16 protein-coding genes are annotated in these 16,480 nt (G+C 63.8%); 10 read left to right on the forward strand and 6 right to left on the reverse strand.

The genetic code is table 11. From position 1 onward, the window contains the following. Positions 1–69 precede the first annotated feature (69 nt). The 6 genes from asnB (at position 70) to NMG10_RS02955 (ending at position 6,386) form a co-directional block, all read left to right on the forward strand. Positions 70–2,013, forward strand: a complete 1,944-nt coding sequence (asnB, locus tag NMG10_RS02930) for an asparagine synthase (glutamine-hydrolyzing) (RefSeq protein ID WP_232856562.1) — start codon at positions 70–72, stop codon at positions 2,011–2,013. After that, positions 2,010–3,134: an NAD(P)/FAD-dependent oxidoreductase gene (locus NMG10_RS02935; RefSeq protein ID WP_254463812.1), complete on the forward strand. Its 1,125-nt coding sequence runs from the start codon at positions 2,010–2,012 to the stop codon at positions 3,132–3,134. The genes asnB and NMG10_RS02935 overlap by 4 nt, the downstream gene beginning before the upstream one ends. Positions 3,135–3,144: 10 nt before the next feature. After that, positions 3,145–4,221, forward strand: a complete 1,077-nt coding sequence (locus NMG10_RS02940) for an acyl-CoA dehydrogenase family protein (protein WP_050706620.1) — start codon at positions 3,145–3,147, stop codon at positions 4,219–4,221. Positions 4,222–4,232: 11 nt separating this feature from the next. Then, entirely contained in the window at positions 4,233–4,670 is a 438-nt protein-coding gene (locus NMG10_RS02945) for a PaaI family thioesterase (protein WP_254463813.1), read from the forward strand. A 206-nt stretch (positions 4,671–4,876) separates the two neighbouring features. Next, complete coding sequence (locus NMG10_RS02950; RefSeq protein ID WP_023629104.1) at positions 4,877–5,524, forward strand: FMN-dependent NADH-azoreductase; 648 nt, start codon at positions 4,877–4,879, stop codon at positions 5,522–5,524. 1 nt (position 5,525) lies between these two features. After that, a complete protein-coding gene (locus NMG10_RS02955; RefSeq protein ID WP_051555768.1) occupies positions 5,526–6,386 on the forward strand; it encodes a glutathione S-transferase C-terminal domain-containing protein in 861 nt (286 codons plus the stop codon). 194 nt (positions 6,387–6,580) lie between these two features. Here the strand turns inward: NMG10_RS02955 and NMG10_RS02960 are convergent, their stop codons facing one another. Continuing rightward, on the reverse strand, positions 6,581–7,486 hold the full coding sequence (locus NMG10_RS02960) for a DMT family transporter (protein WP_254463814.1): 906 nt from the start codon (positions 7,484–7,486) through the stop codon (positions 6,581–6,583). 133 nt (positions 7,487–7,619) lie between these two features. Between NMG10_RS02960 and NMG10_RS02965 the strand changes: the two genes are divergently transcribed. From NMG10_RS02965 to NMG10_RS02975, 3 genes are all read left to right on the forward strand, one after another. Beyond that, complete coding sequence (locus NMG10_RS02965) at positions 7,620–8,057, forward strand: Lrp/AsnC family transcriptional regulator (RefSeq protein ID WP_050706624.1); 438 nt, start codon at positions 7,620–7,622, stop codon at positions 8,055–8,057. Between the two features lie 497 nt (positions 8,058–8,554). Further along, entirely contained in the window at positions 8,555–10,090 is a 1,536-nt protein-coding gene (locus NMG10_RS02970; RefSeq protein ID WP_254463815.1) for an NCS1 family nucleobase:cation symporter-1, read from the forward strand. A gap of 17 nt (positions 10,091–10,107) precedes the next feature. Further along, the gene (locus tag NMG10_RS02975; protein ID WP_254463816.1) at positions 10,108–10,836 is read left to right on the forward strand and encodes an aspartate/glutamate racemase family protein; all 729 of its coding nucleotides are present in this window, start codon (positions 10,108–10,110) and stop codon (positions 10,834–10,836) included. Between the two features lie 109 nt (positions 10,837–10,945). On the opposite strand, the gene NMG10_RS02980 is transcribed toward NMG10_RS02975, so the two are convergent. The 5 genes from NMG10_RS02980 to NMG10_RS03000 all read right to left on the reverse strand — a co-directional run bounded on the left by NMG10_RS02980 (position 10,946) and on the right by NMG10_RS03000 (position 14,399). Further along, positions 10,946–12,139, reverse strand: coding sequence for a D-amino acid dehydrogenase (locus tag NMG10_RS02980; RefSeq protein ID WP_254463817.1), 1,194 nt, complete (start codon positions 12,137–12,139; stop codon positions 10,946–10,948). Positions 12,140–12,184: 45 nt separating this feature from the next. Beyond that, on the reverse strand, positions 12,185–12,847 hold the full coding sequence (locus NMG10_RS02985; protein ID WP_254463818.1) for a histidine phosphatase family protein: 663 nt from the start codon (positions 12,845–12,847) through the stop codon (positions 12,185–12,187). A 300-nt stretch (positions 12,848–13,147) separates the two neighbouring features. Next, positions 13,148–13,393: a hypothetical protein gene (locus tag NMG10_RS02990; RefSeq protein WP_203651706.1), complete on the reverse strand. Its 246-nt coding sequence runs from the start codon at positions 13,391–13,393 to the stop codon at positions 13,148–13,150. Between the two features lie 180 nt (positions 13,394–13,573). Next, positions 13,574–13,912 carry an FKBP-type peptidyl-prolyl cis-trans isomerase gene (locus tag NMG10_RS02995; protein ID WP_203651705.1) on the reverse strand — a complete coding sequence of 113 codons (339 nt, stop codon included), beginning with the start codon at positions 13,910–13,912 and terminating at the stop codon, positions 13,574–13,576. Between the two features lie 73 nt (positions 13,913–13,985). Then, complete coding sequence (locus NMG10_RS03000; RefSeq protein ID WP_232856555.1) at positions 13,986–14,399, reverse strand: GFA family protein; 414 nt, start codon at positions 14,397–14,399, stop codon at positions 13,986–13,988. Positions 14,400–14,654: 255 nt separating this feature from the next. Between NMG10_RS03000 and NMG10_RS03005 the strand changes: the two genes are divergently transcribed. Then, a complete protein-coding gene (locus NMG10_RS03005; RefSeq protein ID WP_232856554.1) occupies positions 14,655–16,460 on the forward strand; it encodes a hypothetical protein in 1,806 nt (601 codons plus the stop codon). Positions 16,461–16,480: the final 20 nt, after the last annotated feature.

The following is a 16,480-nucleotide window of genomic DNA, read 5'->3' on the forward strand; positions in this document are numbered from 1 at the left end:
GCGGACCACGAAGCCCGCGCCGTTCCGGCGTCGCCGACGACGCCCGACCTATGAGAAAAGGATTTTGCCATGTGTGGTTTCATCGGTGTCTACCAGTCCAAACGCAACAGCATCAGCGACCAGTCGATCCTCGACGCCCTGGCCGCCATCAATCACCGCGGCCCCGACGAGCACAGCCTGTGGCGTGACCCGGGCGAGCGCGCCGTGCTCGGCCACACCCGCCTGAGCATCATCGGCCTGGACAACGGCATGCAGCCGATCGTCGCCGATGAAGGCGACCTGGCGGTGATCGTCAACGGCGAGTTCTACGACCACGAACGCATCCGTACCGAACTGCAGGCCGAAGGCGCGATCTTCAAGACCGCCTCGGACAGCGAGATCGCCCTGCACCTGTACCGCCGCTCCGGCATGGCCGGGCTCAAGGAGCTGCGCGGCGAGTTCGCCATGGTCCTGTTCGACCGCCGTCGCCGCCTGATGCTGGCGGTACGCGACCGCCTGGGCATCAAGCCGCTGTTCTACACCCAGCACGAAGGCAACTGGTACTTCGCCTCCGAGATCAAGGCCCTGCTGGCCGCCGGCGTCAACCCGACCTGGGACGAGAACGCCTACGCCAGCCGCGCCTTCTACCTGCGCGACCACACCCTGTTCGAAGGCGTGCGCAGCGTGCAGCCGGGCTGCTGGGTGATGGTCGACCACGGCGGCCTGCACAGCGGCCGCTACTGGGACATGGAATTCGCCCGCCGCGACACCCCGGCGCCGAGCGACGAGGCCGGCATGATCGAATCCGTGCGCGCCGCCATCGAGGAAGCCGTGCGCCTGCGCCTGCGCGCCGACGTGCCGATGGGCGTGTACCTGAGCGGCGGCATCGACTCCTCGGCGATGCTGGGCATGGCCACCGCCCTCAAGGGCGAGCCGCTGGACGCCTTCAACCTGTCGTTCACCGACATGGACGACTACGACGAGAACCGTTTCGCGCGCATGGCCGCCGAGCACAACGGCGCGCGCTTCCACACCATCGAGATCACCCAGGACGACCTGGCGGACAACTTCGAGCAGGCGGTGTGGCACAACGAGACGCCATTCTTCAACGCCCACGGCGTGGCCAAGTACATCCTCAGCAAGGAAGTGCGCAAGGCCGGCCTGAAAGTGGTGCTGACCGGCGAAGGCGCCGACGAAGTGTTCGCCGGCTACCCGCACTTCCGCCGCGACATGCTGCTGTACAACAACGAACAACAAGACCCGAAAGTCATCGACCTGCTGCGCCAGCGCATCCAGGCCAACGAGCAGGGCTACACCAACGCGCACATGCCCCACGACATCCACTGGATGGTCGAGCAGCTCAAGCACGGCGTGTCGTGGCTGGACAACCAGGCCGGCTGGTTCAAGGCCCTGGAGAGCCTGTACCGCGGCGACTTCCGCGATCACTTCAGCGGTGTCGACCCGTACCGCCAGTTCTTCGACCGCCTCGACCACGGCAAGCTCGCCGACCGCGACCCGGTGCACAACTCCATGTACCTGTGGGCCAAGTCGTACCTGCCGAACTTCGTCCTCACCACCCTGGGCGACCGCATGGAGATGGCCAACAGCATCGAAGGCCGCGTGCCGCTGCTCGACCACCACGTGGTCGAACTGGCCTGCCAGCTGCCGGTGTGGATGAAGGTGCGCGGCGCCACCGAGAAGTACGTGTTCCGCGAAGCCATGCGCCCTTACCTGCCCAAGGCCCTGTACGAGCGCAAGAAGCACTATTTCCGCGCCCCGCCGGCCACCCTGCAGCAGCAAGGCCGCCTGTGGCAGCTGGTGCAGGACACCCTGCACAGCCGTGACCTGGACGCGCTGCCGTTCTTCGACGCGGCCAAGGTCCGCACCCTGCTCAAGCAGCTGCCGACCCTCAGCGCCCAGGAACAGGGCCTGCTCGACCCGATGCTGATGGAGCTGACCAGCCTGTGCCTGCTGCAGCGCCGCTACCGCATGAGCGGCCAGAGCTGGAACACCTTGAGCGAGGTGGCCGCATGAAGATCGCGATCATCGGCGCCGGCCTCAATGGTCTGGCCTGCGCCCTGATTCTCAAGCGCTTCGGCCTCGAGGCCACGGTGTACGAGCGGGCCCATGGCCCGCGCGACTCGGGCACCGGCATCTACGTCTGGCCCCAGGGCGTGCAGGTGCTGCGCTTCCTGTTCAACGACACCGGCTTCATCGGCCGCGGCAAGGCCATCGAGTTCCTCGACACCCATGGCCGCGACGGTCGCCTGATCCACAGCCAGCCGGTGCGCCCGGACGGCCTGGGGATCCCGGCGCCGGCGGTGATGTTCCCGCGTCCCGAGCTGTTCGGCCTGCTGCGCGAACGCCTGGCCCCCGGGCAGATCCGCTACCAGATGGGTTGCGAGAAGGTGGAGAAGGTCGGCGAACAGGCGCGGGTGACCTTCAGCAACGGCGAGCAGGAAGACTTCGATCTGGTGATCGGCAGCGACGGCGTCGGCTCCACCGTGCGCCAGTGCCTGGAGCCGGGCCTGACGCCCTACGACACGGGCCTGGTGGCCAGCCGCGGCATGGTCGAGTTCGACTCGCCGCTGCTGCTGCCCGACCGTTGCCAGATCTTCGCCTCGGAGTTCTCGCGGGTGGTCACCTACCCGCTGGCGGCCGACCGCCCGTACCGCTACTGGTTCGCCGCCTACCAGCACCGCAACCAGCCGCTGCTCGACCGCGACGGCCTGGTGCGGCTGTTCGCCGACCTGCCGCCTGACGTGGTGCGGATGATGCAAGCCACCGAGCACGAGCAGATCCTCACCCACAAGATGATGGCGCTGACCGGCGCCGGCTGCTGGCAGAACGGCAGCGTGGTGATGCTCGGCGACAGCATCCACGCCATGCTGCCGACCCTCGGCTACGGCCTGACCCTGGGCCTGGAGAACGCCTTCATGCTCGCCCAGGCCCTGGTCGGCTGCTGCGACGAGCGCCTCGACAGCGCCCTGCAGCGCTACGAGATCCGCGCCGCCGAGCGTTCGCGGGTGATGCTGGAAGTGATGCGCGACATGACCGACCTGTACTACTTCGAGGAGGACAGCGCCATGACCTCCTCGCGGATCCGGCCGATCGTCGAGCGCTTCCACGACCTGGCCCTGACCACGGTGTTCTGAGGAGATCGCCATGAGTGACGCATACCGCCAGCGCCTGCAGGCCTTCGTCAGCGAGCGCATCACGCCGAACGTGGCGGCCTGGGAGCAGCTCGGCGCCTACCCGGCCACGCTCAACCGCGAGGCCGGCGCCGCCGGCCTGCTCGGCCTGGGCCACGACCACCGCCAGTTGCCGGACGACCCGCGGGCCGTGGCGGTGCTGATCGAGGAACTGACCCGCAGCGGCGCCCAGGGCATCACCATGGGCCTGGGCTCGCACTTCGTCAGCCTCAAGGCGGTGCAAGCCACCGGCCACCCGATCGTCCACGACCTGGTGCCGGCAGTGCTCGATGGCCGCCAGAGCATCGCCCTGGCGATCACCGAGCGCCAGGCCGGTTCCGACCTGCGCGCCCTGGAGTGCCGGGCCACGCGTCAGGCCGACGGCTACCGGCTGAACGGACACAAGGCGTTCATCTGCAACGCCACCCGTGCCGACTGGCTGCTGATGGTCGGCCACTGCGAGGACGGCCTGGCGCTGTTCCTGGTCGAGGGTTCCGCCGCCGGCATCCGCCACACCCCGCGCCAGGCCCTGGGCTGGCGCTGCCTGCCGCTGGCCGACCTAGAGCTTGTGGACGTGCCAGCGCTGCGCCTGACCGGCAAGGGCGGTGTCGGCCGTCTGCTGCAGGCCAGCCTGCAGCAGGAGCGGCTGAACCTGGCGGTGATGGCCATCACCAGCGCCGACATGGCCCTGCAGGCCGCCATCGACTGGTGCAAGAGCCGCCAGGTCGGCGGCAAGGCGCTGTTCGACAAGTCGGTGATCCGCCAGCGCCTGGCCGAGCACTACGCGCAGCTGACGGTCAGCCGCCAGTTCGTCGACACCTGCGTGGCCCGCCAGGCCGAAGGCACCCTGGACCCACACCAGGTGGCCATCGCCAAGAACAGCGCCGTACAGACCCTGGAAACCCTGGCCCGCGACGCCGTGCAGCTGCATGGCGCCCACGGCTGCGTCGAGCCCTCGCTGGTCGAACGCATCCACCGCGACGCCCGCCTGCTGGCCATCGGCGGCGGCACCCACGAAATCATGCTGGAAATCATTGCCCGGCACCTGTGAAGGATCACACCATGAGCACCATCAGCGACCACGCCGCCGCGCACTCGCGCGCGCTGCTCGAACACGCCTACCAGCGCTACTGCGGGCTGGAGATGCTGGAACAGTCCCCCGGCCAGTGCACCTGCCGGCTGACCGTTACCGATGCCATCGACAACCTCAGCCAGACCCTGCACGGCGGGGTGATCTACTCGATGCTCGACGTCACCAGCATGCTCGCCACCCTGCCCTTGCTGGGGCCGGACGAGTACGCCCTGACCAACAGTTTCAACACCCTGCTGCTGTCGGCCACACCGCGGGACGCCGAGGTGCTGTTCCACGCCAAGGTGATCCGTGATGGACGCAACCTGATGTTCACCCAGGCCGAGGCCTGGCGGGTCAACGCCGACGGCAGCCAGACGCGCATCGCCAGCGCGCAGCTGAGCAAGTTCAGGCTCAAGCGGGAGTGGTGACGGCGTAATCACCCATCACCTTCTTCGCGGGGCAAGCCCGCTCCCACGTGATATGTGGGGGCGGACTTGCCCCGCGATCGTTTCAGCACAGAGCCCCTGGCGATACATGACAACCTTAAGGGTAATACCCTGATTATCTGCGCTTTTCACTCCCGCCCGATTGCTCAAGACTGGCTGTCACACACATCACTGAAAGGATTCTCGCAATGAATCACAAGGTCCTGGTCATCCGCTCCTCGATCAAGTCCGATGGCGGCTTCTCCGGCCAACTGGTGGACAACTTCCTCAAGCAGCTCAAAGAGGTCAACCCCGAAGCTTCGGTGGCGGTACGCGACCTGCACGCCCAGCCCATCCCGCACCTCAATGCGGTGACCATGGACGCCCTGTTCGGCGGTGACGCCAGCAGCATCGAGGCGGCCGCGGCACTGAAGCTGTCCAACGAGCTGATCGAAGAGATCCAGGAAGCCGACCGCGTGGTGATCGGCCTGCCACGCTACAACTTCGGCGCACCGTCGATCCTGCACACCTGGGTCGACTACATCGTGCGCGGCGGCGTTACCTTCACCTATGTCGACGGCGCCCCGGTCGGGCTGCTGGATGACAAGCCGGTGCACGTGCTCAACGCCAGCGGCGGCGTCTACAGCCAGGGCACCGATACCCTGGCCGGCTGGCTGTCGCAGACCCTGGGCTTCGTCGGCCTGAACAGCGTCGAATTCATCTACGCCGAAGGCCTGGGCATGGGCGAAGAAAGCCTGGCCGCGGGCCTGGCCGCCGCCAACCTGAAGATCCAGCACAGCATCGCCGCCCTCGGCGAGCGTCCATGCCCAAGCCTGGCCACCGCCGTAGGGAGGTAAGATGACCCGCAGCCAAGACAACCCGTCGGTCCAGGAACTGTTCCTCAGCGAACTGGTGGCCGAGCCCAATCGCTACCACCTGTACATCTCCCACGCCTGCCCGTTCTCGCACCGGGTGCACCTGGTGCAGAGCCTGCTGGGCCTGGAAGACGCGCTGGACGTCACCTCGGTGGCGGCCCGCCGCCACGACCAGGGCTGGGAGTTCGACGAGCACGACCAGGACCCGCTGCACAAGGACGTCACCCTGCTGTCGAGCCTGTACGAGCGTTCGCGCCCGGGCTTCACCGGCAACCAGTCGGTGCCGGTCCTCTGGGACCGCCAGCAGAACCGTATCGTGCACAACGACTCGGCGGAGCTGGCGCTGCAGATGGCCACCCGCCTGCTGCCCCTGGCCAAGACCCCGATCGACCTGGTGCCCGACCGCTCCAGCTGCGACATCGTCGAGCTCAACCAGTGGCTGCACACCAACATCAACCGCATGGTCTACCACATGGGCTTCGCCCCGGACCAGGAGAGCTACGACCAGGCCTTCCAGCAGTTCTTCGCGGCCATGGACACCCTCGAGCACCGGCTGCGCAAGCAGCCGTACCTGGTGGGCGGCAAGCTGAGCCTGTCGGACCTGTTCCTGCTGCCCACGCTGATCCGCTACGAGGCGGTGTACTACGTGCACTTCAAGACCAACCACAAGACCCTGGCCGAGTACCCGGCGCTGTACCAGTACCTGGTGCGCCTGACGCAGATCCCGGCGATCTATCGCACCATCGACATGGCGCATATCAAGCTGCATTACTACTACTCGCACAACCACATCAACCCGACCCGGATCGTGCCCCAGGGGCCGGCGTTGAGCTGGTTGAACTGAGCAGTCGGCGTTTGCGGTCTTTTCGCGGCACAAGGCCGCTCCTACAGGAAGCGCATCCCCCTGTAGGAGCGGCCTTGTGCCGCGAAAGGGCTGCCTCGCAGCCCCGGCGGTTGAAGCCGAATACCGACTCCGGACGACTTCAACACCTTGAGGCTGTTACACGCCAAGACCACGCCGATCTTACAAACTGAACCTCATTCAGGCCTTGCCACGCCGCGGCCGCTGGCCGGCCGGAACCACCAGCCCTGCTGCATGCCCGCCGCCGCCAGCAGGATCAGCCCCACCCCCAGCCACTGCACCGCCGCCAGGCGATGGTCGAAGGCCACCCAGTCGACCAGGATCGCCGCGATCGGGTAGATGAACGACAGCGCCCCGGTCAACGCCGTGGGCAGGCGCTGGATGGCGCTGTACAGCAGCACGTACATCAAACCGGTATGCACGATCCCCAGCGTCACCAGGCTGCCGAGCGCCGGCAGTTCACCCGGCAGTCCACCGAGCTTAACCCAGGGCGCCAGCAGCAATACGCCGGTGCTCACCTGGATCAGCGCGATCAAGTGCGGTGGCGTGCCGGTCAGGCGCTTGATGATCAACGCCGCCACGGCGTACAGGAACGCCGCGCCCAATGCCAGGACAATGCCCAGCAGGTACTCGTCGCCACTGGCCTGCCCCGCGCCATGGGCACTGACGATGGCCAGCATGCCGAGGAACGCCACGCTCAACCAGGTCAGCTTGGCCGGGGTGATCTTCTCGCCGAGGAACAGCGCGGCCAAGCCCACCAGCATGAACGGCTGAACGTTGTACACCGCCGTGCCGATGGCAATCGAAGCCCGCGAATAGGAGGCGAACAGCAGCACCCAGTTGCCGACGATCGCCACCCCGCTGGCCACCGCCAGCAGGAAGGTGGCGCGGGTCAGCACGCCCGGCTTGAGAAAGCCCATGGCCGCGCAGATCAGCAACAAGGTGCCGGCGCCGAACACGCAGCGCCAGAACACCACTTCCAGCACCGGCTGCCCGGATATCAGCACGAACCAGCCGATGGTCCCGGATATCAGCATGGCGGCGATCATTTCCAGCGAGCCACGGCGCAGCGAATTGTCCATCTCACACCTCCTGTCGACGATGGGCACAGTATGCGGAGGGTCGAGGGGGACCTTCCAGCGGATAAGCAAGGCATATCGGTGCTCTCGCCTTTACTATCAAGGCACATCTTGAAAATCACCTAACGAGGCTGCCATGACCGATGCCATCGACCAGTTGCTGATCAACGCCCTGATGGAAGACTCGCGCCGCTCGCTCAAGGCCCTGGCGCAGATCAGCGGATTGTCGGCGCCCAGCGTCAGCGAGCGCCTGCGCCGCCTGGAAGAGCGCGGCGTACTGCGCGGCTATACGGTGGAGGTGGACCCGCGCTGTTTCGGCTACCAGTTGCAGGCCATCGTGCGCATTCGCCCGCTGCCGGGGCAGTTGCAGGAGGTGGAGCGGCAGATCATCGCCATTCCCGAGTTCACCGAGTGCGACAAGGTTACCGGCGAGGATTGTTTCATCGCCCGCCTGCATGTGCGCTCGATGGAGCAGCTGGACACGCTGCTCGACCGCCTCAACGTGCTGGCCGAGACCAATACGGCGATCATCAAGAAGACGCCGGTGAAGCGGCGGTTGCCGCCGATGGCGTGAGGGAGGTTTTGCAGTTGCAGGCCTTATCGCGGGGCAAGCCCGCTCCCACGCAGTCGGCCCGGCCAAAACTTGTACACATGAATGTCACCATAAGTGCCATTTTTGTGTGCACTTTTGACCGGTAACGCCCCATTAAGTTACATACTCCAATCAACTAAATCTGACCATTTGATCAACTAAAATGTCGAGCAAAAAATATTACCTGTTCATTTGGTCAGCTTATATTTCCTTTATTTCATCCACTTATCTTTCAAATAGATAGATTCAAAATAGTAGCAACCTGAAAGCGAGTTGATCTCTGGCATGGAACTGGCTTTTATGTGTTTGCGTTTTGTATACAAGTTTGACGAAACATAAATACACAAGAACCCGCAGCGTCGCCCCACCGGCGACCGTTGCGCCCAGAACCCAGTGATGCCAACGCCTGCACCGACGAGATGGCGAGCCCGTGCGCCAGCGCCCGCTCATCGCAGTCACACGCATCAGGAGCCGCCGGAATGAGTAGCAGCCTCCCCCTTGCCCCTGAACTTTCCGTTGCCAGCACCCATCCCTCGACCACCGCCCTCGAAGGCCTTCCGGCCGATCTCGAACTGAGCCCGCGCCTGCATAACCGCGACCTCGCCCCGACCAAACTGGCAGGCCGCCGCTGGGGCGGCTACAGCATCTTCGCGTTGTGGACCAACGACGTGCACAACATCGCCAACTACTCCTTCGCCATGGGGCTGTTCGCCCTCGGCCTGGGCGGCTGGCAAATCCTGCTGTCGCTGGCGATCGGCGCGGCGCTGGTGTACTTCTTCATGAACCTGTCCGGCTACATGGGGCAGAAGACCGGCGTGCCGTTCCCGGTGATCAGCCGCATCGCCTTCGGCATCCATGGCGCGCAGATCCCGGCGCTGATCCGCGCGGTGATCGCCATCGCCTGGTTCGGTATCCAGACCTACCTGGCCTCGGTGGTGCTGCGGGTGCTGTTGACCGCCGTGTGGCCGCAGGTGGCCGCCTATGACCACGACAGCATCCTCGGTCTGTCGAGCCTGGGCTGGGTGTGCTTCGTGGCGATCTGGCTGGTGCAGCTGGTGATCCTCGCCTACGGCATGGAGATGGTGCGCCGCTACGAGGCCTTCGCCGGGCCGGTAATCCTGCTGACCGTGGCCAGCCTGGCAGTGTTCATGTACTTCAAGGCCGATGCGCGCATCGCCTGGTCGGTCGCCGAGCCCCTGAGCGGCTACGAGATGTGGCGCAACATCTTCGCTGGCGGCGCGCTGTGGCTGGCGATCTACGGCACCCTGGTGCTCAACTTCTGCGACTTCGCCCGTTCCTCGCCGTGCCGCAGGACCATACGCGTCGGCAACTTCTGGGGCCTGCCGGTGAACATCCTGGTGTTCGCGGCGATCACCGTGGTGCTGTGCGGCGCGCAGTTCCAGATCAACGGCCAGGTCATCGACAGCCCGACGCAGATCGTCGCCAGCATCCCCAACACCACGTTCCTGGTGCTGGGCTGCCTGGCCTTCCTGATCGTCACCGTGGCGGTGAACATCATGGCCAACTTCGTCGCCCCGGCCTTCGTGCTCAGCAACCTGGCGCCGCGCCACCTGAACTTCCGCCGCGCCGGGCTGATCAGCGCCACCCTGGCGGTGCTGATCCTGCCCTGGAACCTGTACAACAGCCCGCTGGTGATCGTGTACTTCCTCTCGGGCCTGGGCGCCCTGCTCGGCCCGCTGTACGGCGTGATCATGGCCGACTACTGGCTGCTGCGTAAGGGCCGCATCAACGTGCCCGAGCTGTACAGCGAGAACCCCGCCGGCGCCTACCACTACACCCGCGGCATCAACCTGCGCGCCCTGGCCGCGTTCATCCCGGCCGCGCTGCTGGCCATCGTCCTGGCCCTGGTGCCCAACTTCCACGGCATCGCGCCGTTCTCCTGGCTGATCGGTGCCGGTATCGCCGCCGCCGTCTACCTGCTGATCGCGCCACGCAACCGCCAATACCTCGATGTCAGCGGCGAATGCATCGCCGTCGACCACAGCAGCCACTGATTTCAGGGAGATCCGTCATGCGTATTCTGATCGCCAACGTCAACACCACTGAAGCCATCACCGAAGCCATTGCCGAGCAGGCGCGCAGCGTGGCCGCGCCCGGTACCGAGATCGTCGGCCTGACCCCTTGGTTCGGCGCCGAGTCGGTGGAGGGCAACTTCGAGAGCTACCTGGCCGCCATCGCGGTGATGGACCGGGTGCTGGCCTACGACCAACCCTTCGATGCCGTGATCCAGGCCGGCTACGGCGAGCATGGCCGCGAAGGCCTGCAGGAGCTGTTGGACGTGCCGGTGGTGGACATCACCGATGCCGCCGCCAGCACTGCCATGTACCTGGGCCACGCCTACTCGGTGGTGACCACGCTGGACCGCACCGTGCCGCTGATCGAGGACCGCCTCAAGCTCTCCGGACTGTATGAGCGCTGCGCCTCGGTGCGCGCCAGCGGCCTGGCGGTGCTGGAGCTGGAAAGCGACCCTCGGCGCGCGGTGGAAGCCATCGTCGAGCAGGCCGAGCGCGCTGTGCTCGAGGACAAGGCCGAAGTGATCTGCCTGGGTTGCGGCGGCATGGCCGGACTCGACGAGCAGATCCGCCAGCGCACCGGGGTGCCGGTGGTGGACGGTGTGAGCGCGGCGGTGACCATTGCCGAATCACTGGTGAGGCTGGGGTTGAGCACCTCCAAGGTGCGCACCTACGCCACGCCGCGGGCGAAGAAGGTGGTGGGCTGGCCGATGCGCTTCGGTCGCTGATCTACCAGTAGAGCCTGTCGCAGGGCAAGCCCACTCCCCTGGCGTCAAAAGCAATCCGTGGGAGCGGCGATGCGGCGACCCGACTTGCCCCGCGATGAGGCCAACAAGGTCAGCGCAACAGCCTCGCCAGCCGCTCGCCACTGCCACACGCCAAGGTGAACCCCAGCGCACCATGCCCCAGGTTCAGCCACAGGTTGCGATACCGTGTGGCCTCGATGATCGGCACTCCGGTCGGCGTCGCCGGCCGCATCCCAGCCCACTCCACCGCCTGCTTGTAATCAGCGGCCTCCGGCAGGGTCGCGCGCGCCAGCCGTCGCATGCTCGCGAGCCTGCCGGCATCCACCGACTCGTCGTAACCGACGATGTCCACCATCGCCGCCACACGCAGCTGATCCTCCAGCCGGGCATAGACGATCTTGCGCTCGTAGTCGGTGATACTCACATCGGGCGCCCGATGCGCGGCGCCAATCGGCGCGGTCAGGCTGTAGCCTTTCAAGGGATAGACCGGCAAATTCAAGCCCGGCAATGCCAGGCCGGCGCTACGGTGCCCGGCGCAGAGCACCAGGTGCTGCACTTCCAGCCGTTCGTTGCCCAGCTCAAGGGCCAGCACCTGATCATCGTGCGCTATCAGCCGTGTCACCGGTCGCCCCAACAGCAACCTGCATTGTCCCGACGCCTCCAGGCGCTCGGCCAGACGCAGGCAAAAACGGTGGCAATCGGCGACCTCTTCGTCCGGGGTGAACACGCCGCCAACGAACGGTGCATCGAAAAGCGCCGGGTCGAGTTCGCGCAGTTCGGCGGCATCCAGTGTTCGCTGGCTGTGGGGATCAAGCAAGTTTTGGCGCCCGTGGTCGAATGCACGCTGGGTACGGAATGCGACCAGCTTGCCATTGCGCCGCCAGGCGAAATCATCGAGGCCGTCCTGCTCGCGCCAGCGCTGCAAAGCCGCCTGGCTTTCGAGCGCCAGACTCAGCAGCCGAGCGGCATTACGGCGATTGACGGAGGTACGGCAGGCCATGACGAAAGCCGCCAGCCAACGCCACTGCGCTGGGTCCAGACGCAACCGAAGGCGCAACGGCGAGTCCCCCTGCAACAACCAGCCAAGCGCCTGCCACGGCACACCGGCATCGGCCAGTGGCGCCACATAGCGATACGAAAGCTGCCCGCCGTTGGCAAAACTTGTGGCGCTGGCCAGGCTGTCGCGGGCCTCGACCAGGTCGACCTGCCAGCCGTCGCGCACCAGCGCATAAGCCGTCGCCAGGCCGACCACCCCGCCGCCGATCACTGTCACCCGCTGGTTCATGCATCCGTTCCCGTCCAGGCCTGATGGCCAGACAGTAACAGCAGGTCAGGTCGGGCAGCCAGACTCGCCGTGATCGAGCCCCTGGCGCACGTTACGGCTGAGCAGGGTCGCCTTGCCATCGCGCCAGGTCAGCGTGAGCACGTACAAGGTATCGAAGTCGTCGCGATGCCAGTCTTCGGTGAGCACCCGCTCCTCACCCAGGGCCTTGCCGGCCACGGTGTTGATCAGTTCCGGGAGATAACCGCGGGACCAGGCGGTGTAGACCGTCGCATTGCGGTACTTGCTACTAAGCAGCTCGTCCGCCAGATCCTCGGTGTCGTTGGCGCCATAGTCGATGTTCACCGGCAAGCCGAGGCGGATGGCGCTGGGGCTGATGGTCATCAGCGGGCGGATATAGCTGTAGCGCTCATCCTGGCTACCTTCCTCGACACCCCGCGAAGGGTTGGCGGCGAATACGTAGTCAGCCTTGCCGAAACGCTCGGGCAGCAAGGTGGCCAGGTCCAGGGCGCGGTTGAGCCCCTGGCAGTTCAACTGCCCCAGCCCCTCGCCGGGCTTCTCGGCGTGGCGCAGGAAGACCAGGGTCTGGGTGCCATCCACGGGTTGCGCGCGGCTTTCGACCACATCCAGGGCCAGCGGCACAGCCGCAGCGGCGAGCGTCAGGCTCAACAACAGGTGACGACGACGGCGAAGGAAGGTGGGCAGCTTCATCTGGGACGGACTCTTGTGGCAAGGGGTACTGGGTTGCCCCGCCACATGGTCCGGCAGCCTTGGCTGCTGGTCGTCCCTGTCGTGAATGCCATCCGTGGCAGCGAGTGAGGCTCAGAGTGCCTTCGACCCGTTTGGTTCCTCCCTGGGCGCACATGCCGTTCCATGGACAAAGGCCACGTTAACGCATGTGTGTTGCTGAATTATTGCTCGCGGCTCAATCGTCGCGGGTCAGCACAGTTCCGGTCTATCGCAAGACCGGTGAGCCCCAAAGGCTTGAGTCAAAGCGTTGAGAGAGCAACGTCACGTCGCATCCTCGTAGCGATCTCTGAATACAATCAGGCATACACCCAGCACGATAGCGAAAGACTTCCACAGCACCACATCAGCACCATTGAGCGTTTCACGGTGCAAGAACAGCATACCGAGCCCCCCAATAGTGAGAAGACTCACGCCAAGCCAGGTACGCAGCCGGGGTGACCTCAACCAGCGATCAATGGCAAAGCCTATGAACAGCGACAGGGCGATCTGAACAGGATCCTCGTACATCAGTGGCTCTCGGGCAGTAAGGCTCTGGACAAAGAGCCAGGAGAACCTGGGACGATACCTGTGGAAATACCGCTCCATATGCCAGCCAACACCTGACAAACAGGTAGGAAATTTCCCAGATCAAGCAGCTAATACTACAGCGCAAGGTCTCCATCACCCGGTTCCCTGCCATCGCGCGCCTCAATCGTCGCGGGTCAGTACTTCCAGCAACTCGATCTCGAAGGTGAGGTCCGAATTCGGTGGAATAGAACCGACCGAGCGCTCGCCATAGCCCAGGTGCGCCGGCACCAGCAACTTGCGTTTGCCGCCCACGCGCATGCCCATCAGGCCCTGGTCCCAGCCCTTGATCACCCGGCCGGTGCCGATCACGCACTGGAACGGCTTGCCGCGCGACCAGGACGAATCGAACTCGCTGCCGTCGGCCAGGGTGCCGCGGTACTGGGTGGTGATCAGCGCGCCCTTGACCACGGACTTGCCGTCGCCTTCGTGTAGATCGATGACTTGCAGCTCACTGCTCATGGCAGGTTCCTCGAGACGGTTTTGGTGGGCGCCCTTTTCTCAGGAATGCTTGAGTTTGGCAAGGCGGGTCGGCTCAGGACGGGGCGAACTGTTCGAAGATCTGTTGGCCGGTGAGGTTCTTGGTCTCGTTCTCGAAGCAATACCAGGCGGGTTTTTCGTCGATGAAGATCTGCTCGGTGAAGGTCCAGTTTTCCGTGCCGTCCAGCAGGCCGACCGGCACGACATAGAGGTTGCCCTCTTTCAAGCGGTAGAACAGGTGCGTACCGCACCGGCCGCAGAAGCCGCGCTGGGCCCAGGGGGAGGAATCATAGACGCTCGGGGTTGGGCCCTCGAATTTCGGGGGCTCGGTGCAATGGACCGCCAGCAGCGGGCCACCGGTCCATTTTCGGCACATGCTGCAATGACAGGCGCTGACATGGGTGTTGTCGATTGTTGCACTCAGGTGAATTGCACCACACAGGCAACTGCCTTGTTTTTCCACGGACATCTTGGGGCTCCTTGCGGTTGTTCCGGGGAGTTGCAGTATAGGCGCAGGCTCCAGGCATGTCCGGCATCACCCTGCCTCAGCCCAGCATCCTGGCCAGGCGCTCGTAGGCAAGTGTGCGTGGCCGTACCCCGGATAATTCAGGCCCGCTCGTGCCCATTCGACCTAGCATTTTTGCCAGTTGTTACATAGCAGCACAATTCCTAACTTGGAAGCTCCGGCAATGCCTGTCCCCCGCGCCGGCCAGGAGAAGCACCTATGAGCAGCACGTCCAATACACCCGCGAAAAACACTACAACATCCGCCACTCATATCACAACGACAACGACAACGACGTCAACACCAACCACAACCACAACTACAACTACAACTACAACTACAAGCACCACAAATTACACCAGCACCAACCCCACTCCCTACGCCAACTTGATGCCTCCGAAAATGGTGGATGCCGACGACGATGGCCAGGGGAATGGTGGACTCGGTTATTATGATTTGCTGCACAATCCGAGGAAGATTCTTGAAACGCGTGTGGGCCCGTACCTCGACGTAGCGGATGGCGATGACATCCAGTTATTTCTGGACGACACCATGATATACAGTCGATTCGTCAAAAAAGACGAGACCGGCGTCATAGTGTTAGAACCTACTGCAGAACACTTTATAAATAAAAAAGAAGGCTTGCATGGGCTCTGGTACAAGTTCATAAGCTTCCCAGGCGGAATAGAATTCCCCTCGGATAAAACCGAGCTCTTCATCAAGTCCACGATCCCCGGGGACCCTGATAAAGACCTGCCGCTCCCGGAGGAAAACTACAAGCTGGAAAAAGCCTCAATCGTCCCTGAATGGCTGGCAGGAGACACCGAGAAGGTCACCATAACGGTCCCCAAATGGACTTATCAATCCGGCTACGACACCTTGACGATAGATTGGTCCGGTTTCGAACACAGTATCCGAATTGATGATATCGATAATGACACGGTGATCGTCCTCGACGACTTGCAATCCAAGATCCCTGGCGGTAGAACTTCGCTGCGCTACAGTATTACCGACGATGCAGGCAATTACTCCCTCCTGGCCCCGTCCACGACGGTGGATGTAGACTTCGACTATCCCGAACAGCCCGCCGCGCCGCGCCTTCTTGTCGATGGGCATGAAGACGAAGAGATCGACATGAGGTACCTGTTGACCGCCGACCTGGCGGTGGTGGTGCCTGCGAATGAGAATCTGCAGCCGGGACAAGCTGTCGTCGTCGAGGCATACGGTCGGAACGCCGACGGCGAAGACATGCCTTTTACAAGTGAACCCCAGAACGTCGGCTCTCCGGTTGAAGACATGTTGTTCAAGATTCCCAATGGCTTCGTAAAAGCATTGGTAAAAGGTTCGATCCGTGTCGCCTACCACGTGGACGGTCAACATCTCTCGAAAAGTACTTCCCGGCCGGTCACCCACACCGTCATTGCAGCCCCAAAACTTCCCCAAGCCAAGAACGACAAGCTGGATTACCTACGTGATGTGCAACCCGATCAGCATCTCAAGGTCGATGTGGAGCCTTACCCCGGTATGCGAGCTGGACAAAAGGTCACTGTAGTGTGGAAGGCAACGGGCGTTGTTGAATGGCGCAGCGAGGAGAAAACAGTCCGTTCGCGGGAGACCCTGAATTTCTTGTTGCCGGACTCGCTGGCGATGGGGGGCTACTCAACTGAGGTCTTGGTGACCAGTTTCGTCAATGGCATAGCCTCGACGCCCCGCAAGGTGACTATCGAGCCCCAGGCTGTGGGTACACCGGCCATCAAGATCACCTCGAACGGCGACAAATACACCGCCGATGTGGACTTTCCGTACAGAAAGGATGGTGACCATGTCAACATCATTATCAATGGCCGCGTGAGAAAACAAATTTCTCCCTACCACCCACTTGAGGATACAGGCCAGGCAACAATCCAGGTCTCGGATTCCTGGATTACAGAGAACCGAGGCGGTGCCGTCCTGTTCAACTACAGTATCTGGCATCGCGAGGAGAGAACCTACTTATTCTCACCTCCCGAGTTCATTCAACTTTGAACCAGCGACCAGGGCCCAAG

The organism is Pseudomonas sp. DVZ6 (genome assembly GCF_024259445.1).
In the GTDB taxonomy this organism is placed as follows: domain Bacteria; phylum Pseudomonadota; class Gammaproteobacteria; order Pseudomonadales; family Pseudomonadaceae; genus Aquipseudomonas; species Aquipseudomonas peradeniyensis.